The 21,479-nt window shown below is 42.5% G+C and carries 23 protein-coding genes; 7 read left to right on the plus strand and 16 right to left on the minus strand.

Annotation, left to right across the window (positions count from 1 at the left end; all coding sequences use genetic code 11):
* Positions 1 to 9 precede the first annotated feature (9 nt).
* Genes CH373_RS08980 through CH373_RS09000 form a run of 5 tightly spaced genes read left to right on the plus strand, consistent with a single transcriptional unit; the run spans position 10 to position 4,200 of the window.
* Positions 10 to 423, plus strand: a complete 414-nt coding sequence (locus CH373_RS08980; RefSeq protein ID WP_100713912.1) for a cytochrome c maturation protein CcmE domain-containing protein — start codon at positions 10 to 12, stop codon at positions 421 to 423.
* A gap of 9 nt (positions 424 to 432) precedes the next feature.
* The gene (locus CH373_RS08985; RefSeq protein ID WP_100713913.1) at positions 433 to 2,616 is read left to right on the plus strand and encodes a heme lyase CcmF/NrfE family subunit; all 2,184 of its coding nucleotides are present in this window, start codon (positions 433 to 435) and stop codon (positions 2,614 to 2,616) included.
* Entirely contained in the window at positions 2,613 to 3,176 is a 564-nt protein-coding gene (locus CH373_RS08990) for a cytochrome c-type biogenesis protein CcmH (RefSeq protein ID WP_100713914.1), read from the plus strand. The genes CH373_RS08985 and CH373_RS08990 overlap by 4 nt, the downstream gene beginning before the upstream one ends.
* On the plus strand, positions 3,176 to 3,586 hold the full coding sequence (locus CH373_RS08995; protein WP_100713915.1) for a zinc ribbon domain-containing protein: 411 nt from the start codon (positions 3,176 to 3,178) through the stop codon (positions 3,584 to 3,586). Before CH373_RS08990 ends, CH373_RS08995 begins: the two co-directional genes overlap by 1 nt.
* The gene (locus tag CH373_RS09000; RefSeq protein ID WP_100713916.1) at positions 3,583 to 4,200 is read left to right on the plus strand and encodes a hypothetical protein; all 618 of its coding nucleotides are present in this window, start codon (positions 3,583 to 3,585) and stop codon (positions 4,198 to 4,200) included. Before CH373_RS08995 ends, CH373_RS09000 begins: the two co-directional genes overlap by 4 nt.
* Here the strand turns inward: CH373_RS09000 and CH373_RS09005 are convergent.
* Together CH373_RS09005 and hisE are read right to left on the minus strand one after the other, a co-directional pair.
* Entirely contained in the window at positions 4,197 to 5,912 is a 1,716-nt protein-coding gene (locus tag CH373_RS09005; protein ID WP_100713917.1) for a hypothetical protein, read from the minus strand. The two genes, CH373_RS09000 and CH373_RS09005, sit on opposite strands and share 4 nt — an antisense overlap.
* The gene (hisE, locus tag CH373_RS09010) at positions 5,912 to 6,190 is read right to left on the minus strand and encodes a phosphoribosyl-ATP diphosphatase (protein WP_100713983.1); all 279 of its coding nucleotides are present in this window, start codon (positions 6,188 to 6,190) and stop codon (positions 5,912 to 5,914) included. The genes CH373_RS09005 and hisE overlap by 1 nt, the downstream gene beginning before the upstream one ends.
* A gap of 136 nt (positions 6,191 to 6,326) precedes the next feature.
* Here hisE and CH373_RS09015 point away from each other — a divergent pair, with 136 nt between their 5' ends.
* A complete protein-coding gene (locus CH373_RS09015) occupies positions 6,327 to 7,178 on the plus strand; it encodes a thioredoxin family protein (RefSeq protein WP_100713918.1) in 852 nt (283 codons plus the stop codon).
* An 84-nt stretch (positions 7,179 to 7,262) separates the two neighbouring features.
* Here the strand turns inward: CH373_RS09015 and CH373_RS09020 are convergent, their stop codons facing one another.
* From CH373_RS09020 to CH373_RS09045, 6 genes are read right to left on the minus strand one after another with little or no spacing between them, the layout of a single operon-like run.
* Entirely contained in the window at positions 7,263 to 7,961 is a 699-nt protein-coding gene (locus CH373_RS09020; protein WP_100713919.1) for an SH3 domain-containing protein, read from the minus strand.
* 3 nt (positions 7,962 to 7,964) lie between these two features.
* Positions 7,965 to 9,275: a UDP-glucose dehydrogenase family protein gene (locus CH373_RS09025; RefSeq protein WP_100713920.1), complete on the minus strand. Its 1,311-nt coding sequence runs from the start codon at positions 9,273 to 9,275 to the stop codon at positions 7,965 to 7,967.
* Between the two features lie 46 nt (positions 9,276 to 9,321).
* Positions 9,322 to 10,521, minus strand: a complete 1,200-nt coding sequence (locus CH373_RS09030; protein ID WP_100713921.1) for an ABC transporter ATP-binding protein — start codon at positions 10,519 to 10,521, stop codon at positions 9,322 to 9,324.
* Complete coding sequence (locus CH373_RS09035) at positions 10,518 to 11,273, minus strand: ABC transporter permease (protein ID WP_165778808.1); 756 nt, start codon at positions 11,271 to 11,273, stop codon at positions 10,518 to 10,520. The genes CH373_RS09030 and CH373_RS09035 overlap by 4 nt, the downstream gene beginning before the upstream one ends.
* A 40-nt stretch (positions 11,274 to 11,313) precedes the next feature.
* Positions 11,314 to 11,991 carry a JAB domain-containing protein gene (locus CH373_RS09040; RefSeq protein ID WP_243393338.1) on the minus strand — a complete coding sequence of 226 codons (678 nt, stop codon included), beginning with the start codon at positions 11,989 to 11,991 and terminating at the stop codon, positions 11,314 to 11,316.
* Entirely contained in the window at positions 11,988 to 12,212 is a 225-nt protein-coding gene (locus CH373_RS09045) for an LIC12298 family protein (RefSeq protein ID WP_100713923.1), read from the minus strand. Before CH373_RS09045 ends, CH373_RS09040 begins: the two co-directional genes overlap by 4 nt.
* 277 nt (positions 12,213 to 12,489) lie before the next feature.
* Between CH373_RS09045 and CH373_RS09050 the strand changes: the two genes are divergently transcribed.
* Positions 12,490 to 13,887, plus strand: a complete 1,398-nt coding sequence (locus tag CH373_RS09050) for a hypothetical protein (protein ID WP_100734085.1) — start codon at positions 12,490 to 12,492, stop codon at positions 13,885 to 13,887.
* On the opposite strand, the gene pssA is transcribed toward CH373_RS09050, so the two are convergent.
* The 8 genes from pssA to CH373_RS09085 all read right to left on the minus strand — a co-directional run bounded on the left by pssA (position 13,884) and on the right by CH373_RS09085 (position 21,434).
* Positions 13,884 to 14,639 (minus strand): CDP-diacylglycerol--serine O-phosphatidyltransferase, encoded by a 756-nt coding sequence (gene pssA, locus CH373_RS09055; protein ID WP_100713926.1) that lies wholly within the window; start codon positions 14,637 to 14,639, stop codon positions 13,884 to 13,886. The genes CH373_RS09050 and pssA overlap by 4 nt on opposite strands.
* Positions 14,636 to 15,652, minus strand: coding sequence for a tRNA (adenosine(37)-N6)-threonylcarbamoyltransferase complex transferase subunit TsaD (tsaD, locus tag CH373_RS18810; protein WP_243393328.1), 1,017 nt, complete (start codon positions 15,650 to 15,652; stop codon positions 14,636 to 14,638). Before tsaD ends, pssA begins: the two co-directional genes overlap by 4 nt.
* A 3-nt stretch (positions 15,653 to 15,655) precedes the next feature.
* Entirely contained in the window at positions 15,656 to 17,026 is a 1,371-nt protein-coding gene (locus CH373_RS18815; protein WP_243393329.1) for a S41 family peptidase, read from the minus strand.
* Complete coding sequence (locus CH373_RS09065) at positions 17,016 to 17,318, minus strand: LA_1448 family UV-C exposure upregulated protein (protein ID WP_100713927.1); 303 nt, start codon at positions 17,316 to 17,318, stop codon at positions 17,016 to 17,018. Before CH373_RS09065 ends, CH373_RS18815 begins: the two co-directional genes overlap by 11 nt.
* Before the next feature lie 82 nt (positions 17,319 to 17,400).
* The gene (gene lexA, locus CH373_RS09070) at positions 17,401 to 18,009 is read right to left on the minus strand and encodes a transcriptional repressor LexA (protein ID WP_100713985.1); all 609 of its coding nucleotides are present in this window, start codon (positions 18,007 to 18,009) and stop codon (positions 17,401 to 17,403) included.
* A 47-nt stretch (positions 18,010 to 18,056) separates the two neighbouring features.
* Positions 18,057 to 18,794, minus strand: coding sequence for an NnrU family protein (locus CH373_RS09075; RefSeq protein WP_100713928.1), 738 nt, complete (start codon positions 18,792 to 18,794; stop codon positions 18,057 to 18,059).
* 10 nt (positions 18,795 to 18,804) lie between these two features.
* The gene (locus CH373_RS09080) at positions 18,805 to 19,980 is read right to left on the minus strand and encodes an efflux RND transporter periplasmic adaptor subunit (protein WP_100713929.1); all 1,176 of its coding nucleotides are present in this window, start codon (positions 19,978 to 19,980) and stop codon (positions 18,805 to 18,807) included.
* Positions 19,977 to 21,434, minus strand: a complete 1,458-nt coding sequence (locus CH373_RS09085) for a TolC family protein (RefSeq protein ID WP_100713986.1) — start codon at positions 21,432 to 21,434, stop codon at positions 19,977 to 19,979. The genes CH373_RS09080 and CH373_RS09085 overlap by 4 nt, the downstream gene beginning before the upstream one ends.
* Positions 21,435 to 21,479: the final 45 nt, after the last annotated feature.

Here is a 21,479-nt window from a genome sequence, read left to right on the forward strand (position 1 = left end):
CCAGTACATATGAATCTCAAATTTGCCATACTTGCAGGAACAATCGGGGTCTCCTTGGCTGCGATTGCATTCTTCTCATCTAAAGAAACTTCCTACACACTACTAGACGCTTCCCAACTAGCTGCAGAGCCGAGTAAATACAATAGCGAAGAATTGCTGAGGGTTCGGGGCTTTGTAAAATTAGGAAGTGTAGTGAGAGAAGGAAAAACCGCCCGCTTCGTCTTGCAACTGAACGAGAAAGAAGTGCCCGTTTTTTTTACAGGAGCTACTCTCTTACCTGACGCGTTCAAAGAAGGAACTCGCGCAAGGGTCGATGGAGTGTGGAAAGACGGTGTATTAGTCGCGGATCGTGTTGAGGCAAAATGCGCTTCTAAATACGAAGCCGGTTACTCCGAAAAAGAAGATTCCGAACACGATTATTAAGAAAACCTCATGAATGATTTTGGTGCACTTTGTTTAATCACGTCCTTTTCCATTTTACTTTTCTCCATCGTACAGACATCGTACGGTTTAATCAAAAACGATAAACGCGCGATCGAATTAGGTCGGTACATGTTGATGGCAAATTTTGCCGTCATACTACTCGCCTTTTTGGTGCTGCTAGTTCAGTTGGTCCGAACAGATTTAAGTAATTATTATGTTGTAATGCATTCCAGCGAAGATCTGGATCTATTTTATAAAGCGACATCGATTTGGTCCGGTTCTTCGGGTTCCCTACTCTTTTGGAATCTTTTGCTCTCTCTCTTTACTTTTATCGTGCTCTGGCAAACCAGAGCGATGCAAAACGATCGGATTCCTTTTATGAATCTTTCACTCGCTTTGCTTGCTTGCTTTTTCTCTTTCCTCGCAATCTTCTTCCCTGATGCGCAACCGTTTTTGGAGTTCCAACCAAAAGCAGCTGCTGGTAGAGGATTGAACCCACTATTACAACATTGGGCGATGATTATCCACCCTCCGATTTTGTACATAGGATACGTCAGCTTTGCGATTCCGTTTTCCATCGCTACTTCGGCTCTGATCACTGGGCAGCTTTCTGAAAATTGGTTCCGATTTGTGAGAAGATGGAGTATTTTCTCCTGGTTCTTTCTCGGAACCGGAATCCTTCTGGGTTCCAAATGGGCGTACGAAGAATTGGGCTGGGGAGGTTACTGGGCTTGGGACCCAGTAGAAAATGCTTCGCTAATGCCTTGGCTACTTTCCACAGCGTTTCTTCACTCGATGATTATCCAAGAAAGAAGAGGCATGTTAAAATTTTGGAATATGCTTCTGATCATCCTAGCGTTCCACTTTTGTTTGTTAGGAACCTGGATCACAAGAAGTGGAGTGTTAGAAGGACCTCATTCTTTTTCCAAATCTACGATCGGCACTCCGTTTATCATTTATATCGGCGTTAGCTTTGCAGTATATTGCGCTTTCTTAATTTACAGAAGAAATCAACTGAAACCGGAGCGCAATCTAGAGGCAATGACGTCCAAAGAAGGAAGTTTTCTTTTAAACAACTTTCTACTTGTGATTGCGACCCTTGCGATCCTGCTCGGAGTATTTTCCCCTTTACTTTATGGAAGAGAATTTAAGGCTCCGTGGTTCAATTCTTGGGGAGTTCCTGCAGGAATCCTACTCATTCTTTTAATGGGATCTGCGCCTCTTCTCGCATGGAGAAAGGGAGCGGACAAAATCTTTTTCACTACTTTGCTAAAGCCTCTCTTGGCTGGAATCGTAGGCGCGGGCCTTTATATTCTATTTTACTCCAGGAATTATTTTATCAGCGACTACAGCTCGGGTGATTTGTTAGGAGAAATCTATAGCGTTCTTGCAGTCGGACTCGGAATTTTTGCGGTGTCAGGAATTTTGCAAGAGTACCACTCCGGAATCCGAGCCAGACAATCCGCGATTTCCTCGGAGAACTATCTAGTTGCAGGATTCAGAATGCTCTTGAAAAACAAAAGAAGGTACGGCGGCTATTTAGTACATCTCTCGATGGTGATTCTATTTATCGGATACGCAGGAAATGCATTCAAGCAAAACACTTCGGTCAAGTTTTTCTACTTTCTAGATTTGCCGAAAAGCGACGAAGTACTGTATTTGAGTCAAGATAGTGCAGTCCTCGGAGATTATGTAATCGGAGCAAGTACTCTCAAGATCAAACCGATCATTAATGCAGAAGGTCGCCTGGAAGTTTCTCACAGAAATGTGATTGTTTCACAGGAAGCCACTTTCGAAGTCAAACGGCAGTTGCAAGATTTTGCAAGTATGGTCACGGAGAGAAGATTCTATCCGCAAATTTCTCATCTAAGCGGAGATTTTGAAACTCATATCCCTACTAGCGAACCTTCCATCGCTTCTACCGCAAAAGAAGATTTATACATTCAACTAGGTGCAATAGAGCACGCCGATTTATCCGATGAGAATCCGGACTTACCGAAATTGTTTATGAATTTCTTCTTTACCAGAGATCCGAATTTAAAGTCCGAAAATTACCTGCGCTTTCCAAGGCAAATCGTAGCAAACCTCGAAGTTTGGATTAATCCTATGGTGAAATTCATTTGGATCGGTTCAGTGCTATTTTTCCTTTCCGGATTATTCATCTTACTGCCAATAGGCGAGAAACAAGCATGAAAGCGTTCGGGATCAGGTTCTTAATTCTTTCATTTTGTATCTGGATCCTGTCAGGTTCCTTGGTAGCTGAATCTACTTTTACGAATCTTACAGATCACGAACAAGTAAAAACCTTTTTGGAAGTTACAAATCGAATCCGGTGCATTTGCCTGCCTTCGATTCCTATCAAAAGTTGTTCGTTTAACAATTGCACTGTCTCTGCAAAGCTAAAGTTATTCATCGAAAACAGAATCCGGAAGGGAGAGTCGGCCGATACAATCGTGAATAAAATGATTAACGGATTTGGAGAAGAGGCGCTTCAGGATCCGGTAATCGCTAAGTTTGCCGAAAACGGAAACGACGGCATAGTCCAGGGAGTCGTTTATGGATTTGGACAGGATATTCTGGCAAAGCCTGATTCAACTTGGATCAATCTTAGTCTGGCTTTAGCTGGTGGATTAGGGTTAATTATCATTTTCTTATATTTAAAACGTCGGACAAGTTTTAAACCTACGGAGAAGTCTAGTAAAACGGATTCATTTCAAAAATACTTATCCGAAATCGAGGAGAAACAGAAGTAATGGATGTTCTGCTCGTATTTTTCTATGCACTTTTAGTGGCAATCGTATTCGCTCCCTTTGTTTATCTTAGATTTTTTGCTTCCGATCTTGACTTGGCCTTCGAGACCGAAAAATCTGAGCTGTTAAGCCGCAGAGATGTTCTTTTAGATAATTTAAAAGATCTTAAAATTGAATTCGAAACCGGAAAGCTGACCGAATCAGAATTTAGCACTATATCTCAAGGAATAGTTTTCGAGCTCGAAGAACAAGATCGTCAAATACAATCTTGGCAAACTAGAAAGCAGCCAGAAAAAGAAACTTCTCAGACTTCAGGCAAGGAGTCTCAAAAGTTTTGTCACAATTGCGGATTTAAGATAGATTTGGTCGGAGCAAAGTTCTGCCCTGAATGTGGAACTCGCCTAATGCAATGAAGCTTTTCGCGCTGTTCCTGTCTTTGTATTTGCTTGCGTGCTCGGGCAGAGAATTGCATAGAGTCGGAGAAGGAAGGCCAAGTTCAGAAACTTACTATTATGGATCGAAGTACTCGATCAAAGCATACAAAGTATTCAGCGACGATTTGAACGATCTAAAAAAGGAGCTAAAGAACGACCTAAGTTCCAAACCTTCTAACAAAGATTCTAAGAAACAGTGGGATGAAATTTCTTCGTTGAGCACGAAAGATTATGAATTCTTCCTTTTGGAATTGATTCCAGAAACAAGGGTGCCTCAGGAATTCTTGACCTTTAAGTTTGAGTTGGACGGTGAAATTCCCGCAAAGACCTGGTCGTATTACGTTTTGCAATGGAGCGCCAAGGTTCGTTCGAATCGACCGATTCTTTATCCAGTGATCGCGACCGGACCTTACCCGGGATCTTATGTGTATCCTCTTACTACAAATGTCTACGAATCTTCCGTCGAGGCCGAGACGGAACATACCTATCGTTTTTTGCTAACGTATCCTAGATCAAAATTAAATCGCGGAAGGAAGCTGAGAGTCGTTTCTCCGCAAGATACAATTTATGAGTTCGAAGTAAAAGCGGATTAATTAGAAAAATAGTATTTATTCTGTTCTATAATTACCTTTTGGTCCGAAAAGTTTTTAAAAGGAAGCCCATAAATCGTTTCTCTAAACAAGCTCATATCGAATGAATAAGACCTGTTCCCTAGTCTAGATTTGTAATTTCCATTCCTGGTAAAAAGGAAAGAAAAAGATACCAGGCATCTTTCCCAGGTAAACAACTCTCCCTCTGATAACAACCTGGTCTCGTATAAAAAACGATCTAAATCTGCATCCTCCAAATTATCCCTAACTTCGCTGATTACTTCCTTGTAACCTTTTGGAACCAGTCTCAAATAGTGACCAGGAAATCCTCTACCAGGAAGTCTAGATAGGAAAGGATCCGTCAAAGCTAATTCATCTACCAGATGTAAATTTGGACCGCCATAGTAACCCGCCAAACCTACGTTCGTCGTAAACCGAATTTCTTCGCCGGTCTTGCGGAGAACCGATTTTTTTCCCCAGAGAGCCCAGGGATGTTTGTCCGGTCCGTTATCAGATAAAAAAGCTCGAATCGAAGTATGATTTCGATAAGATGCCCTTTCGTCCACAACACCATCCTTCAACTGAAGCGGGCGTTCCATAGATGGTACAAAGGATCTCCAAGTTGCATAAGAACTAAATATTTGAACGAACAATAAGAACAGGAAAGAGAAGAATAGGACTCCTTTTTCTAAAGGACTCGCCAATCCAACGAAACCATTCTGTTTTTTGAATAATTCATCTTTTAGTAGGAACAAAGAACCCAGGAAAAAAGGAGTCAGAAATCTCCCTGCCATAAAATCTCCCCCCACATAGAACAAATAGCCTAAATGTAAAAACGAAGAGACCAAAATCAGAGAAGGATCCTCTAATTTTCTTCGAATGCCCGAAATCAATAGATAAGCAAACATAGGTAAGATCAAAACCGGATCCCATAGAATGGAGACCTTAATCAGAGATAATCCAGATTGAATTTTCTCCAGCAGAGAATGGCTTATATTAGTCTTCGCAAAATAAGTATTCGGAAAAGGACTTCCAAAATAAATCCAAGAGAAAAAAAACCAAAAGAAAAATGGCAAAAAACCTATAGTAGAAAAAAGGAATATTCTGTAATACTCATATTTCGGAATATTTTTCTCCCGGAAAACGCTTTTAAAATACCGGATCCAATCAGGAAGAATCCAAAGGATTAGATCGTATCTTGTCAATAAGAGGAGAGAACTAAGGATTCCTCTCTCTATCACATGCTTGGGATTTTGAAAGCGACTGATCTTTTCTCTAACAGTCCACCAGTAAGAAAGCAAAAAATAAGAAAGCGGAGTTTCCAGCCCAGAAGACGAATAGTCCAAGAAAAATCTAGAACTCAAAATCATACAAAGGAGAAGGAACCCCAGGAAGGTATCTCTTGGCTCTCCGCGCTTGAAAACGAAATAGAGTAAATTGTAGGAGGTCCCCAACCAAAGTGCAAGAGACAAGGCCAGCACTCCAAAGAAAAGAAAACCGCTAGGATAAATCGAAAGTAAGATCACCATCCAGAGTGGATGAGTAAAAACTTGAACCCTCTCAGAAATGTTCCAACGAAGACCGTGTCCGTTCCAGAAATTGTCGAGGACCCGAAACGTAATAAAGGAATCCTCTGAAAGCCAAAAATCCGCGAGAAAAAATACGATCAGTAGAAATGCGCTGATAGCTCCAAAAAGCCCAGCGGATCGATGCATCAAGAATGCCGTTTGCGAAGTTCCGACACTATATCGGAAAGAGATAGTCCCCTTTCTACTAATAATACTTGCAGATGAAAGAGTAAATCGGCTGCTTCGTGTGTAAGTTCCTTCTTATCCGCATTCTTTGCAGCGATGATAACCTCTCCTGCTTCCTCACCTACCTTCTTAAGGATTCGATCGACTCCCCCCCGAAATAGATCAGCGGTATAGGATTTTTCTGGAAGCTCTTCCTTACGTTTCCGTAGGATCTCCTCCAATTGAAGCAGAAATTCCATTTGCCCCCCTTTTGGGTTCCTGGTTGCTTCGAGTTTTGAGGGATAGAGCCAAGGGTAAACCGAAAAATTAATACTTTTACGCTTTTCCTTCGGATCAGATTCTAACAAAAACGTCTGATACTTGGAAGTACCGTAAATGAGAGGCTGGAAATATATATTTGATTTGTTCTCTAGCAGGTTGCTATCTGTTTTTCTGATATTCACGATATCCAATAGTCTATCCAGCAAAGTACTTTGGGAAACGTCCGTAGAAGAAGCTTTTCAAAAAGCGAAGAGCGAGGGAAAACCCATTTTTATAGACGTGTATGCTGATTGGTGCGGCTACTGCAAAACCCTAAAGAATGAAATTTACCCAAGAAAAGAGGTCCAAGCAGAACTTTCTAAATTCGTGCTTTTGTCGTTAGACGGAGATAGATTTCCAAACCTAAAGAGGAAATACGACATCAGTGGTTACCCTACTCTGCTCTTCTTAGATAAGAACGGAAGCTTGACGGAAAAAATTGCAGGCATGCCGGATTCTAGGATGATCGTACGAACTTTAAAGAAAGCGTACGACAAGAGAGATCTAGAAAAAAGTCTCCTCTCTAAACTCTCCAAAGATCCTTCTGATCCTAAGTCTTTATTTGCACTCGGGGAATATTATTTTAACAGCCGAGATTATAAGAAGGCGGCTGAATTCTTTTACAAGACGTTGGAATCCGATAGCCCGCGATTCAAGGATCGAAAACACCAGGCCCTTTTCAATTTAGGAGTCACGTATTCCGCGATGGAACAGCACTCCAAGGCTGTGAAAACATTCTCGCTATATATCGAAAAGTTTCCCCCTGGAAGCGGATTTACAAATTTGGCCTACTATTACAGGGGATTAGCAAATAAAGAGCTCGGAAAAAAAGAAGAAGCGATTCAGGACCTGGACAAGGCCTTGGAACTCACGACGGACTTGACTGAAAAAAAGGAAATCGAAGAAGATCGGAAATCGATCCAATAAAGTTTCCAGTGTCGGCTTATTAAATTATGCGTCTTGTAGGAGTTCCTACAAGTTCTGGAAACAGGCATCCACCTGTGTTCTATATTATTTTTTTTGCAACTTCTCTTTTAATTCGCTTCGAGGAATCGAGTATTTACGATTTTCTTTGTAGAACTGTCTAGCACGAATGAATTCGTTTAGTTCCTTTTTACTCGAAGGTTTTCTTCCGTTGGCTAGTGCAAAATACTCGCTCCAAGACCTTCCGTCCGGTGCAAATTCGCCTTCTACATGAATTTGCAAGATGAGCTCGTTCTTATAAAGGAAAAATCGCCCTTCTCCTTTTTCTACTAAGATATGATCACCTTCTACGATTTCTCCTTGAAAGCGTAAAGTTCCATCCTCGCTGAAAATCAGGTCAAAAATCTTTTCCTCTTCTGCAAAGAACTGATAATTGCCCCGAACCTCTGATCTGAATTTCTCATTTTCCGATCGAAATCGATCGGCAGATTCCTGGTCCGAAAACACCGCGATCAAAGATGCAAATACAAAACCTTGTATGTTCTGCCACTCGATTTTTCTCCAGTTCTCCGGCTTTCCTGGATCGAGTTCTTCTTCCTTATTTTGGATAGAAGATGCATCGATCACCCGAACCAAAGAAAGGTCGGCAGGGATCGTTTGGAGGATTTTACTTTTCGCCTGAGGTTCTTGTCTAATATTGATTCTCTTTCCTAATGTAACACCAGTCCCTTCAGCAAACAGCGGAATGGCGACTAGGTAAATAAGAAGTAGGATTCGAGAATTCATATTTCAAACAGGAGACTTTCCAATAGAAAAATATCTGAAGCCGGCCTTCTGCATCGATTCTGGTCGATACTGATTTCTTCCGTCAAAAATGACCGGTTTTTTTAAGAGACTTTTCATTTTGGAAAAATCAGGCTCTCTAAATTCTCTCCATTCAGTCAACAACAGCAAAGCATCTGACCCGTCTAACGCAGAATAGGCGTCATTCGCGTAAAGTATCTTATCTTTGAAGTAATACTCGGAGGTTCCTTTCGCAACTGGATCGTAAGCCTTGATCTTGGCTCCTTGCTCGTGCAATTTAAGTAGCAAAGGAATAGAAGGCGCCTCGCGCATATCGTCCGTGCCTGGTTTAAAAGCAAGTCCCCAAACGGCAAATGTCAGTCCCTTGAGATTTCCTTTTCCGTAGAATTCTTCGATCTTTTCAAACAGTCTTGTCTTTTGCGCTTCATTTACATCTTCTACTTCTTGAATAATCCTAAGAGGAGATCCAAATTTTTCAGAAGTACGAATTAATGCGCGGACATCCTTTGGAAAGCAGGAGCCGCCGTAGCCGATCCCTGAATACAAAAACTGTCTGCCGATTCTTGAATCGGTCCCCATTCCTTTCCGTACATCCTCGTAGTTTGCGCCGACTTTTTCGCAAAGGTTTGCCATCTCATTTGCAAAAGAGATCTTAGTCGCGAGGAATGCGTTACAAGCATACTTGGTCAATTCCGCAGAAACAGTTCCCATTCTCAAAATGGGATTCCCGTTTAGGACAAACGGAGAATATAATTGAGCAATCAAATCGCCAGCTTTTTCTGAGTCTGCTCCGATAACTACTCGCTCCGGACGCATAAAGTCGTCGATCGCGGCGCCTTCCTTCAAAAATTCGGGATTGGAGACCACATCGAATTCGTGTTTTGTATTCTTTGCGACGATCTCTTTAACCTTTGCCGCAGTGCCTACCGGAACAGTAGACTTATCTACGATTACTTTATAGCCGTTGATTGCGGCTCCGATTTGTTCCGCGACTGCATAGACCGCGCTTAAGTCAGCAGATCCGTCATCGGACGTAGGAGTTCCTACAGCGACAAAAATGATTTCCGACTTTTCCACTCCCTCTTTCAGAGAGGTTGTGAATTCCAATCTTTTCTCTTTGCAATTGTTCAATACGAGCTCTGACAAGCCCGGTTCATAAATAGGAATAATTCCGTTCTTAAGATCTTCTATTTTCTTAGAATCCTTATCCACACAGATTACGCTGTTTCCGTATTCGGCGAAACATGCTCCGGCGACAAGTCCGACATAACCGCTTCCGATCACGCATACTTTCATACGTGAACCAGAATTTGCAGTTAAGAGAAGGAGGGAAGGAAATTATCTATAGCACCCGCCCTTTTTTCGCTTCGGCCTCCACTGGAATCCAGGCAGTTCCTTCAAATTTCGGACGGTCCAGCCTTTCTATTTCAAATTGTAATACTCCATCTTTCCAAAGATAAGAGCCTTCGGCGTGACTTTCTCCCGCGTGCAAGGCAATGCCTAGAGAATACTTTCCTGCGGATAAGTTCAAGGGAAACGAAAATCGAATCTGCACTTCTTCCCCGGTCTCAACGCGATCAAGCTCCTTCCCTAAATGAAAGGTATTCGTCCCAAAAGCGCGAATCCCTCTAGAATCATCTATGTGGAATCCCACAGTCAATCTTGGAATCGCTTGCCCGAGTCTAGCGGTTACTTGGAGCTCGACTTCTGCACCGACCGACAAAATCGGCGGATTCACTCTGCCTGCGTGCATCAATTTTATCTGAATCTCTCGGATGACCGATTGCTCGGAACGGATTAGAGCACCTTCCTCATTTGCCGCGTTTGCAATAATCTGCATATATTCTCGAAAGCCAAGCACTGGATCCCCATCGAATACTAGTCTGCCTTTCTCTAAAACCAACACACGGGTGCAGACAGACTTTAGCAATTCAAGGTCATGACTTACGATTAGAGTCAAAGTACCTTCTTCGGAAAATTTTCTGAACCGAGACAGGCATTTCTGCTGAAAACTCGCATCTCCCACCGCAAGCGCTTCGTCGACGATCAATAAGTCCGGCCTTTTTGCCGTGGCTAAAGCGAATCCCAATCTCATTGTCATTCCGGAAGAATAATTTTTCAGTGGAACTTTTCGAAACTCGCTTAGGCCCGAGAATTTGAATATTTCGTCCATAGAATGTTTCAGTTCATCTGGATCCAAACCCCAGACCAAACCATTGTAGTAGAGATTGTCCTCACCGGAAAGCTCCGCATTGAACCCTACTCCCAGTTCCAAAATCGATCGAACGCTTCCTTTCTTTTCTAGTTTTCCGGAATCCTGTCTGGAAACTCCTGTAAGAAGTTTCAGAAGAGTGGATTTGCCTGCGCCGTTTCTACCGATGATTCCAAGGATTTCACCGCTTTTTGCTTCAAAAGAAATTCCGTTCAAAGCTTTGTAATTCACGTCGGAACCAAAATATCCGAACGTTAAAGAATTCCAAAGTCTATGAAAAGGGCCGCTGTACCCATGATAAATCTTTTCGAGATTTTCTACTCGGATCATAAATGGTCCAGAACTACTTGATTTAACCTATGCCTGCTCAAAAGCAAGATGCTTAGAAACAAAAACAAAAAAGGGAAAAAATTCAAAAACTCTGCAGAACTATTGTAGTCAGAAAGAAATGCGGATCTGAAAATTTCGAGCGGATAAAAAAACGGATTCCATAAATTCAGTTTCCCTAATATCCCCTTCGACTCGTATAGAATAGGCAATCCCCAAAACAGAAATTGGGAACCCAATCGGACCAAAGGAGAAATATCCCTGAGTATAATATTGATCCTAGCTAGATAGCTCAATAGACAACCCAGGAACAAACCAGTAGCAAGCATGATAAAAAACCCATTCAAAAATCCGAACGGGCTTGCCTTGCCTAGATACATTAAAAAAATATAAACTGGTATCGCGGTCACAAAAGAGTGCAATAGATACTGGACGAAAGGAATCCATAAAAAAATCTCAGGACCTAAGGGTGATCTTTTGATCAAATGCCGATTGTCCGTAAGAATTCCAGTTCCTCGTATTAGATATTCCTGTAAAGGAATCCAAAAAAGTAATCCTGTCAGCACGTACGAAAAGTAATTTGCTGAATCCACACCTTGAGAACGGATCCCCATAAAATAAAATACAAAAGTATAAACCAGAATCAGACTTAAGTTTTGTAAAAACATCCAGGAAAGTCCTAGAGCTGATCCTGCGTATTGGAGAGTGTAATCTCTGCGAACTAAGACGAAAAGGATGCGAATTTTTCTATAAATATGAATGGGACTCACCGAGGGCCTGAGTGACGTTTATTGCCTATTCTTCGTCTAGGTGCGTAGAATGCTTGCAAGAAAAAATCCCGTCAATTCCAAAAATCCAATGGTCAATAAGGTGCACATCTAGTTCTTCTAAAATCTTTCCTAGCCTTTCATATACTTCTATGTCTTCCTTACTCGGGTAAGATGACATCCCAGGGTGATTGTGGGCGATTAGAGCCTCGGAAGCCTCGTCGTTTAATATAATTCTGGCGAGATCCCTTGGGTGAACCCCGACTTCTTCTAGACTTCCTTTGGAAACAACTTCCGTTCTGAGTAACCTGCCTCCCGGAGAAACCGTGGCTAGTAAAAAGCATTCCCTTTTCATTGGCAAGAACACTCTCCTCATATAGGCAGCTAGCTGTTTCGGTCGAAAGGGAGCGCCCTTTAAAGACTGGTATTTGAATCTTTTGGCGAGTTCGACGGAGGCCGACAGGATGGAAGCCTTTGCACTTCCCAAACCAGGGATGGATTTCAGACGGGAGGAATCATAGGTAAGAAGCCCATTTAATCCACGAGTGACCTTTAAAACTTCCCTACTAAGGTCTTCAATCGGACGGTATCGGTCCCCTTTTCCCAAAAGAACCGCAATCAATTCCCAGTCTTCCAGGGCTTCCGCCTCATATACGATGCGCGTCCGAAGATCGGGGCCGAACCCTCCAAAACCTTTTGCTTTCAGATTTTTTTCAGATTCTTTTTACTTAACTCAGAAAGCGTTTCAGAAAACCACTCTCCGTCTTGGACAACCTCTCCCTTGAAGGTCTCTTCCAGATAGTCTGCAAAGGTCTTGGAATCCGGCTCTGCCGCCGCAATCCTTTCCCTCCAGTCAAACCCGGCTCCGGTCAGACCTTTTCTGCTTCTTTCGTAGGTTCCAGTTTCTTGTAGAGATCGAATCATCATTAACTTCTCTCCCTTGAATAGTTAGACGACATAAATTGGAAATCCAACACCAATAATCCACTAAACGGATATTACATACTATACAAAATTGTAGTTTTTAGTCAAGTAATTCCGCAATTTTATACGTAGAACCGGTGCATTCCCTCCGAATCGTTACGAATACTCATTCTAAGGAAGCAGCGGACAAATCCCTGGGTTTGCGGCAAAAAAAACTAAGAAATTTCAAATCACTTTCAAATTTTGCGGCAGGTCCCTCAAAAAGGCACCCGCCCTACAGATGCAGACGGCTGGCAGATTTTCGAGTGGCAAAATCAAGTCCAAACAGTTCTGCCTAGTTTGCATCTGTGTTTTCGCTTTCCTGCGATCTGAGCCTAGATTCGGAGAAGATCGAAATGATTTTGCTGCCTCCTCCATTTCTTTGGGAGGTACTTTTTCCAGCTTTGCTTCTAGAAAAAACGATTCTTCCAAGGAAACTTTCTGGATTCGGGGAGAATCCTGTCTTGTAAAGCGCAGTGCTCTCATTTTTTTCAAAAAGAATCAGACGGAAGATTGTCCAAAGGGAAAAGCTTTTTTAGAAAAACGGAATGGAGTTCCGCTAATTTCGTTTTCATTAGAAAGCGATCTTCTTTATTTTTCTTACGGAAATCGATTCAAACCTTTGCAGCACAGGTTCTTTTTGAGACAGGATTTTTCCGCACTTTACAAAGTGGAGCAGCCTTTAGAGAAGTCGGTTTTCCTAGGAGGAAAGATTTCGCATGCCATGTTCGGACTCTACTCCGGACTTCCTTCGAGTCATTCTTCACCTGGGTGGTTCCTGAAGCCTTATAAGAATTATTTGGAATTCGCTGCCTCCTTTTCTCAAAATGCAGGCCATCTGTTGGTTCAGTTTCCGAGCTACGATGCGAATTCCAGATTTGGCTCACAGATCTTGAATCGTTACAGCTTTAGATTAGAAATTTCCCAGACCACCGAAGGAAACAAAGGTTTTACTTCAGCATTTTGGAAAAACGAAGAAGGAACACAAAAGCTCGCCTTTCTGGCGTACACGGGTCAAGCAAGGCAATTGTACTTTGTTTCAGAATTTATCCCTCCAGAGGAAAGAGCGAATCTAGTTCGAGCGACTTGGGAAATAGAGTCATATCACAGACTCGAAGTAGTTCACCTAGAAAAGTTTTCCTCCGATCTGGATCGAACATTAGAAATTGCTAAATCATTTACCGGAAAATTCTCACTATTTCCAACTTCGATTGGATCCTTGCTGCTACATTCCAAATTCTACAAATTTCTTCCGTCTGGAGAAAGCGTCTGGGCAAAGGGAATCTACTGGGGATATAAAAGAAAAAATTGGAATTGGGAAATAGGCCAAGAATGGAGAAAAAACGGAGATAGAATTTCGGAAATCCAACTTCTCTTCGACTTACAAGACGGCTGGAAGATACAATCTTCGATACTGCACGCCGAGGAAAAAAACAGGTTTCCTGCATTCATAGAAGAACCGATTCTTCAATACGACACCGGATTACTACTCACGGATCGAAGCTTTTACGCGAATCTTAGGGTCTCCCATCCCAATTTTTCCGCACAACTTAGGCACTCTAGAGAAAAATCCGGAAAGGGGGATTCTCTTAGCCTAAGATTCGAATTTTGTATGCCGATTCCACTCTCGAAAAATTAATCCAGTTTGACTCGAAACTCCTGGAGCAAATGGATCAGGAAAGTAATAATACCGGAAAAGATATAGAAGAAAAGCAAAGCGTAGATTAACCACGGCCAATGATTCAATCCGATAAAAAATAGCAATAGAACGACTGCCACAATCATAAAGGAAACTCTAGTTGGTGTCAGTTTCGTACGAATCGCTACCTGAGGCTTGGAATATCGGATATTGGATACCATTAAGATCGCGATCAAAACAAAGAGAGAAATCGAGATCCAGTGAGGGATCCGATTCAAGTTCAAAAAGATCGGAAAGAATCCAACAGAGACGCCTGCCACTGGAGAAGGAAGTCCGGTAAACGAAGACGGATCGTGGGCCACATTAAATCTTGCCAATCTATATGCCGCACAAATTGGAAAGATCGCCGATAGCATCATTCCGATCGGAAACAAATCTTCCTGTCCAAATACATCCACCTTGTATTCAAACAAAACCATATTATAAAATAAGAAACCGGGTGCGATCCCGAACGTGGTCAGATCCGCTAGACTGTCCAAGTCAGCACCAAGTTCGCTTGTGGCATCTAAAGCTCTTGCAACCATTCCGTCTAGTCCGTCCAGAATTGCGGCGAGCAAAATAAAAAAGCCGGCTAAGATATAAGATTTTGGCCCGCTCCCAGACGCTTCCGAGGCGATCAATATGGAGGCAAATCCCATACTCAAGTTTCCGAGAGTAATCATGTTCGGAACCCAACTCAGTCTTCGATTCATAGAAACGTCTCCTGTCTCACCGGACTAACCTGAAAATCAAAACTCTTAGAGTAACCTTGTCGAAACAAATAATAGCCCAACGCGGCAACCATAGCTCCGTTATCCGTGCAGTATATTTTTTTCTTGGGAGAAAAAAACTCCAGGGAATTTTCTTCCGAGAATTTGCGTAAACGCGATTGTAATGTGGAATTCGCCAACACACCGCCACCTGCATATACTCTACGTATTCCGGTCTTATTTACCGCTCTTTTAAGGTTTCTTTCCACCAAATCAAAGGCGGTATTTTGAAAATGATAGCATACTTTCGGAACCGAAATATTGGGCTCCCTTGCCAAAAGATGGGCTACTGCAGTTTTCAATCCGGAAAAAGAAAAGGCGACTCTATCCGTTTCTAAGTTTCGCAACAACGGAGGTAGGAGGTCCTTTTCCTTAGAAGAAGGCTCGTACAAGGCAGCCTGAGCCTCGATCGCTGGTCCTCCGGGGTAAGGCAAACCCAAAAGTCCCGCGACTTTATCAAAGGCCTCTCCGAGGGCATCATCCATAGTATCTCCTACCGTCTGCATGCTCCCGAATTTTTCCATTTTATAGATCGCAGAATTTCCCCCGGAAAGTAAAAGTCCGAGCACTGGAAACAATGGAGGAACTCCTTCTAAATGAAGCACAGCAAAATGTGCCTGCAAATGACAAAGCGGCACGATAGGAGTTCCATACACTAGGTGAATCGATCTTGCGAGTTGCGCACCTATCATCAAAGATCCGGTCAGCCCGGGAGAATTGGTAACCGCTACATAGTCCAATTCCGAAACTTGTATCTTCGATTCGAAAAGAACTTCGCTTAACAACAAATTAATTTTCTCTAAATGCGCGCGAGACGCGATCTCTGGAACGATTCCTCGAAAAGGTTTATGCAGATCGATCTGACTGAATATCTTGAGCGAAACCAGCTCCTTTCCGTCTGCTACGATTCCGAGACTGGTCTCGTCGCAGCTGGTTTCGATTCCTAGACCGATCATCTTTTATTTTTTTTCGGAAAGTAGTTCCAGAGCTTTCTTCAATTGAGGATCCAGCTCCAGGTCTGTGATGGTTCTTTCTGATTCTGGTTGGGTCCGATTCTTGAACAGGATTCTGGCAACTTCACTCGTGATTTTGATCCCGTTTTCCTGCAAAGCCTTCAGGAACATCTGAAAGTTCTGTTCAGTGTATACCGGGTATTTTGCAATCAGTTGGTCTAGAAGTTTTTTCTCGCCCATTTTTCTGAGATAAAACCGATCATCTTCCGTAGGCTCAATCGCCTTGACTACTAGATCCGGCAAGATTCCTTTTCCGTGCAAAGAGCGTCCGGAAGGAGTGTAATATTTCTGTACGGTTAATTTTACTGCTGTTCCGTGAGACAGAGAATATACGTTTTGTACTGAGCCTTTCCCAAAGGAAGTGGTTCCTAAAATTTTCGCACGCCCATGGTCCTGCAACGCACCTGCAAAAATTTCCGAGGCAGACGCTGATCCTTCGTTGATCAAAACGACTACCGGCACTTTTGTATATTTTGGGTCCGTAGGCCCCGATTTAAATGTCTCGATTAATTCTCCGCCTCTACCTCTTACGGAAACGATATCCGCGCCTACTGGCAAAAATAATTCGGAAAGTTGTATCGCTAAAGGCAAAAGTCCTCCCGGATTCATTCTCAAATCTACAATGAGACCTTCTGCCTTTTTATCCAAAAGCGTCTTCACTTGCTTTTTGAATTCATCCAGAGTGGATTCCTTTCCCATAAACTGATTCAGCTTAATATATCCCACTTTTTCTTTTTCAAAGTAGGAGGAGCGCACAAACCGGATCTTTATCTTTTCTCGAACGAGAGTAAACTGCAACGGATCTTTTTGATTTTTTCTTTCGATCTTTATGCTTACGGAAGAGCCGGGTTTTCCGCGCATTAGTTTGATACCTTCAGTATAACTCAGATTTGCAGTACTTTTTCCGTCGATTTCTATGATTCTGTCTTGCGGCAAAATTCCCGCCCGCATCGCCGGAGTATCGTCCATCGGAGTCACTACGATAATCGCGCCTTCTCCGAAAGCTACTTCCATACCGAGGCCCCCGAAACTTCCTTGGGTCTCCTCTTGCATGTGAGTATAATCTTCTAAATCCAAAAACGCAGAATGAGGATCTCCTAAAGAAGAGATCATTCCTTTGATCGCGCCTAGAAATATTTTTTCTTCGTCTACAGTTTCAACGTATCCATTTTCGATGAGTCCAAATACTTCGTGAAAGATTTGTAAATATTTTTCACTGGTTTCCGAAACTGCTCTTGCTCGAACCGGCTGGAACACAAGTGCTGTGCTCAGCAGGATGACAAGAGTCATCCAAACAAATCTTTCCTTACTTTTCATCTCTACCAACCATACGAGAATAGACCTTTGGATGGGTTTGCGATAGTTTCTTTAGAGCCTGCTCTGAATCGAATCTGTATTTTTCACAGACCGCGCGGAACAAGGCCAAATCATCCGGAATCGGTTTCTCCGAATAGGAATTGAGTCGAACCTCGAATCTAGATTCGGACATTGTACTGAGAACAAGCTTAAGATCTTGGTCGGTAATTTCCTGCTTTAGCGGAGTACAAGAGGAAAGTAAAACTAGAAGAGCGGCCGATGCAAAAAGGCGAACTGATAAAAAGAATTTCACTCTAACTGAGGGTCTTTCCAAACAGGGCACTGTCAAGAAAAGAATTCAGTCAGAACACTCATTCAGAACCGATCAGACGATTCTAATATACTCTGTACAATCCGATTAACTTACCGATGATCGTCGCTTTTTTGGTTCGGATCGGTTTGTATTTTTGATTTCTTGCTTCCAGTCGAATATGATCTGGTTCTTTGTAGTACACTTTTAGAGTAGCCTCGTCTTCGATCAGAGCGACTACGATCTCTCCATTTCTAGCGATATCTCTTTTTTGAATGATTGCGATATCCCCATCGTTGATTCCAGCATCTACCATGGAATCACCTTGCACCTTCAACGCGAAGGTCATTCCTTTAGATGCAAGTTCTTCTGTAACCGGAATATAGCCTTCTATATTTTCTTCCGCAAGGATGGGAAGTCCGGCAGCCACTCTTCCGATCAACGGAATGCTAGGTGTAGGAACCGGGAGACTTTCAAAAGGACTCTGTCGTACTAACTCAATCGCTCTGGATTGGTTTTTGGAAGTTTTGATATAACCTTTCTTTTCGATCGCCTTGAGATGGTCATAAGCACCTTTTGCAGTGATCCCAAATTCTTCGCCGATTTCTCGGATTGTAGGCGGAAAGCCCCTTTCTTTAATGATATTTGTGATAAACTGCAGAACTGAAGTTTGCTTTTCGGTCAAGTCCTTCATGCTTAACAAAATATTAGTGAATAAATGTAGTGCAAGTACTTTTCTGGTTATTCGAAGATTTTCGGAAAGAATTTACCGATTTTTGTTTGGGCAGTCTTGTATTCGGATCCGAATTCTTTTAACAAATCCTTTTCTTCAAAATAAGTTCCAATCCAAATGTACACCGTAATCACGATCGAAAACAAAAAGTGTCCCGCACTCATATCAGAAACCATCCAAATTCCCAATAAAAATCCGGTCATCATAGGATGACGAACATATTTATACAAAAAAGGATTCTTATATTCTGTTTTTTGAATATTCTGTCCCTTAAAGTTCGCCCAAGTCTGTTTGAGCCCAAAGAGTTCAAAATGATCGATTTGAAATGTGGAAAAAATTGCCAAACCCCATCCAAACAAGTTCAGGCACAAAACAACCCATCTCAGCCACATGGTTTCTACATTGATACTCCACACCAAGTAAGGGATCGGTTGCCAAAAGCGAAATAACAGCCATAAAGCTATAACAGAAAATACTAAATAAGTACTTCTCTCTGCGGCGCTCGGAATCCATCTAGTAATGATTTTCTTAGCCCGGGCCCTAGCCATCAAGCTATGCTGAAGTCCAAACAGAAGCAATAGGCCTAGATCGAATACGACTCCATAGACCCAACTTGTCTGCGGACCTTCATCGACCGAATAAGGAAAGTAAGGCAAATTGTCCGCAAAACCGAGCAACAGCACAGAAATGATCAGCGTGCAAAAGTAAGCCAAAACAGCATACATAAGAACGAAAAATCTTTTCATAAAATTCACATTACAGTTTTAAATATTCACTTTTTAGAATAAAAGAGCCCCTGGAAACTACTTCGCTTCCTTCTCCTACCCCACCCAAAATAATTACGTCTTCTCCGACCGTATCACCCGTGATTACGTCTACCGCTTCGAAAGAATTTCCTTCTTTATGAATAAATACGACTGTCCTCCCTTCGATTTCATGAACTGCTTCGAGCGGGAGCATTTTCTTTTTTACATCTCCCTTGCTAACAACCAAACCGTTCACCTTTGCGGTCACTGTCTGGCCTGGCTTCAGCCTTCCTCCCTTGTTAGAAACCATGATCCGAATTTTTGCAGTACGTTTCACTGAGTCTAGGACGGCGCCTACATAAGCGACTCTTCCTTGGATGGTATGAGTTCCTTCCGCGCCCAGTGGGTAAATCGTAGATTGCGCCCCTTCTCTCACCGAACCCAGATCCTTTTCGTAGACGTCCAAAAGCACCCAAAGATTGTTTAAGTTTGCGATGGTAAAAAGTTCCTCATTGCGAGTAACTTGTTGACCTAGTACGGCTTTCCTTTCCGTAACTTCTCCATTGATCGGGCTGCGTAGTACCAAATTTGCAGAAACATAGACTCCCTTTTCAATCCCATCGATTTCCGAAGGAGTTAGACCGTAATTCTCTAGTTTGATTTTTGTGGTCTCGGCCTCCGTTCTGGCTGTCTTGTACTGCATCATCGCCAACTCGTATTCCTTGGCGGAAGTTACTTTCATTTCAAAAAGTTCCTTTGCTCTGTCGGCTTGCAGTTTTAGAGCCTCTAAGGAAGCTCTGGATTTTACATAGGCAGCTTCTACTTCTCCTAGTTGCACCGAAGACAGAATTGCCAATGGTGAACCCTGGCTTACTCTATCCCCTTCTCTCACGAGCACTTTTTTGATCCGAGCTTCTACTGTTGATCCTACCTTTGCCATGCTTTCCGGATCGTAGGTGATACGTCCAGGCAACGCAAGTTCTTCGAATTCGGAAGCTTCCTTTAGAGTGACAAATGTAAGTGGATGCCTCTTGAGCACATCCTCCGGAACCGTAAAAAAATTTTTGCTTACCTCGATGTCCTTTTTATCACTCTTCTTTTTGGTAAATTGTTTGTACCCGTAAAGGGAGACACCGATCAAAGTTAGAGCGATGATGATTTTATATTTCTGAAGAATTGCCATCATTGCGAGCCATCCACTTTGCTAGGATTCATAGATTTTGTATCGGCGATCTTTCCGATAGCAGCTTTATAAACTTCGACTGCGTTAAAATAGAGATAGAGTAAATCGTAATATTCGCGAAGGATTGTGAGGTAATTTTTTTCTGCTTGGAGGAAGGTTACTTGATCGGAGGCGCCACGGACATATGCGATTCTGGACTTCTCTTCCAGCTGTTTGTTTTTTTCCAAAAGATTGATTCGCTCGTATTTGGTTAGCAATTCTTCTCTGGAAAGTAGTTCCTTTCTGGCGGCTTCGATTTCGGCGTTCACTTCTTGCTTTTTGGCTTCGAGAGCTAATTCGAATTTCCTATATTCTTCCCTGGCGGAGATTACCTTTCCTTGGCCTCTGTCATTTAGCGGAATCGGTATGGTGGCGAATAAACCTCCATAGTTTTCTCCTCCTTTTACCCTCCATTCTCCGCCGATCTGAAGCCAACCCAAGGCCTCTTTTCTTTGCAACTCTATGTTCATCTTCTTTTCTTGAAGTCGTTGCTCCAAGGCGGCCACATCGGGTCTATCTACCGAAGGAAATTTATCTTTTAGGAAAAGTCCGAGTACTTCCAAAGGCTTGAATTTCATTACATCGGCTTTAAAAGCAAATGTACCTTGGCTCTCGGTAACTCCACTCAAAATCCGAAGGTCCTTTTCTATGACCTGGCGTCTGACCATCGCGTCACGGTAGAATTTCTCTACCTGAATTCTTTCTAATTCCAGTCTTTCGAATTCCAAAGGAGAAATATCTCCCTTTTGAACTCTGAACTTTGTAAGTTCCAAAAGATCGCTATAGTTTTCATAGAATTCTTTGTTATTATCCACAAGCAGAGTCAGAAATACGTAAGCCCAGTAATTTTGTCTGAGCCTAAGCCTGAACTGCCTGTCGAAATTTTTGAAATCGGATAAGGACGCTTCGAAGGATTTTTTCGCGACCTTGCTACGAAGAGGAACCACACCGTACACATCCAAATCTTGGTAAAGAGCCGGCGCGTTTTCTGGGCTTCCCCCTTGTAGGTCTCGGTTTCCACCAATAAACTGTTGTTGAAACTGGAATACTGGATTTCGGTACAGGGAAGCCGTGATTACTTTTCCTCTCTCGATTCCCATATTCTGCTTTTCTGCAAGATAGAGTGGATTGTTGGAAACTGCGTATTCGGTCAGGTACTCCAAATCCCAATCAATCAAGCGAGGCCCACTTTCAGGATCCTTTACTAGAGGTTCCGGCGGACCGATTTGACTTGCGGAAAGCGACTTTGCTTCCGACTTTGTCAGGTTAGAATTTGTTTTTTTATCTTCGGCGAGGTTTTCAAAAGGAATCGTCTCGCTGTACACCATTGTGTCAAAGGGTGAAAAACAGATCCCAAAAAATAGTCCAAGCGCAGGGAACCAAGAGCATACTTTGCTCTTTCTAAGGTAAGTTTCCATCGGTTGGTTATAAGACCGTTTCAATTTACAAAGTTCCCAACCCAT

This window comes from Leptospira perolatii (assembly GCF_002811875.1).
GTDB lineage: Bacteria > Spirochaetota > Leptospiria > Leptospirales > Leptospiraceae > Leptospira_B > Leptospira_B perolatii.

Coding starts and splice junctions, on each gene's coding strand:
- CH373_RS18815 (WP_243393329.1), bottom strand. CDS start 17,026: ATGAAAAGTAAGGAAAGATTTGTTTGGATGACTCTTGTCATCCTGCTG.
- CH373_RS09020 (WP_100713919.1), bottom strand. CDS start 7,961: ATGAATTCTCGAATCCTACTTCTTATTTACCTAGTCGCCATTCCGCTG.
- CH373_RS09075 (WP_100713928.1), bottom strand. CDS start 18,794: ATGAAAAGATTTTTCGTTCTTATGTATGCTGTTTTGGCTTACTTTTGC.
- CH373_RS09045 (WP_100713923.1), bottom strand. CDS start 12,212: ATGATGATTCGATCTCTACAAGAAACTGGAACCTACGAAAGAAGCAGA.
- lexA (WP_100713985.1), bottom strand. CDS start 18,009: ATGAAGGACTTGACCGAAAAGCAAACTTCAGTTCTGCAGTTTATCACA.
- CH373_RS09050 (WP_100734085.1), top strand. CDS start 12,490: ATGCAGACGGCTGGCAGATTTTCGAGTGGCAAAATCAAGTCCAAACAG.
- CH373_RS09005 (WP_100713917.1), bottom strand. CDS start 5,912: ATGCATCGATCCGCTGGGCTTTTTGGAGCTATCAGCGCATTTCTACTG.
- pssA (WP_100713926.1), bottom strand. CDS start 14,639: ATGAATCGAAGACTGAGTTGGGTTCCGAACATGATTACTCTCGGAAAC.
- tsaD (WP_243393328.1), bottom strand. CDS start 15,652: ATGATCGGTCTAGGAATCGAAACCAGCTGCGACGAGACCAGTCTCGGA.
- CH373_RS08995 (WP_100713915.1), top strand. CDS start 3,176: ATGGATGTTCTGCTCGTATTTTTCTATGCACTTTTAGTGGCAATCGTA.
- CH373_RS09030 (WP_100713921.1), bottom strand. CDS start 10,521: ATGATCCGAGTAGAAAATCTCGAAAAGATTTATCATGGGTACAGCGGC.
- CH373_RS08985 (WP_100713913.1), top strand. CDS start 433: ATGAATGATTTTGGTGCACTTTGTTTAATCACGTCCTTTTCCATTTTA.
- CH373_RS09015 (WP_100713918.1), top strand. CDS start 6,327: ATGAGAGGCTGGAAATATATATTTGATTTGTTCTCTAGCAGGTTGCTA.
- CH373_RS09080 (WP_100713929.1), bottom strand. CDS start 19,980: ATGATGGCAATTCTTCAGAAATATAAAATCATCATCGCTCTAACTTTG.
- CH373_RS09000 (WP_100713916.1), top strand. CDS start 3,583: ATGAAGCTTTTCGCGCTGTTCCTGTCTTTGTATTTGCTTGCGTGCTCG.
- CH373_RS09025 (WP_100713920.1), bottom strand. CDS start 9,275: ATGAAAGTATGCGTGATCGGAAGCGGTTATGTCGGACTTGTCGCCGGA.
- hisE (WP_100713983.1), bottom strand. CDS start 6,190: ATGGAATTTCTGCTTCAATTGGAGGAGATCCTACGGAAACGTAAGGAA.
- CH373_RS08990 (WP_100713914.1), top strand. CDS start 2,613: ATGAAAGCGTTCGGGATCAGGTTCTTAATTCTTTCATTTTGTATCTGG.
- CH373_RS08980 (WP_100713912.1), top strand. CDS start 10: ATGAATCTCAAATTTGCCATACTTGCAGGAACAATCGGGGTCTCCTTG.
- CH373_RS09085 (WP_100713986.1), bottom strand. CDS start 21,434: ATGGAAACTTACCTTAGAAAGAGCAAAGTATGCTCTTGGTTCCCTGCG.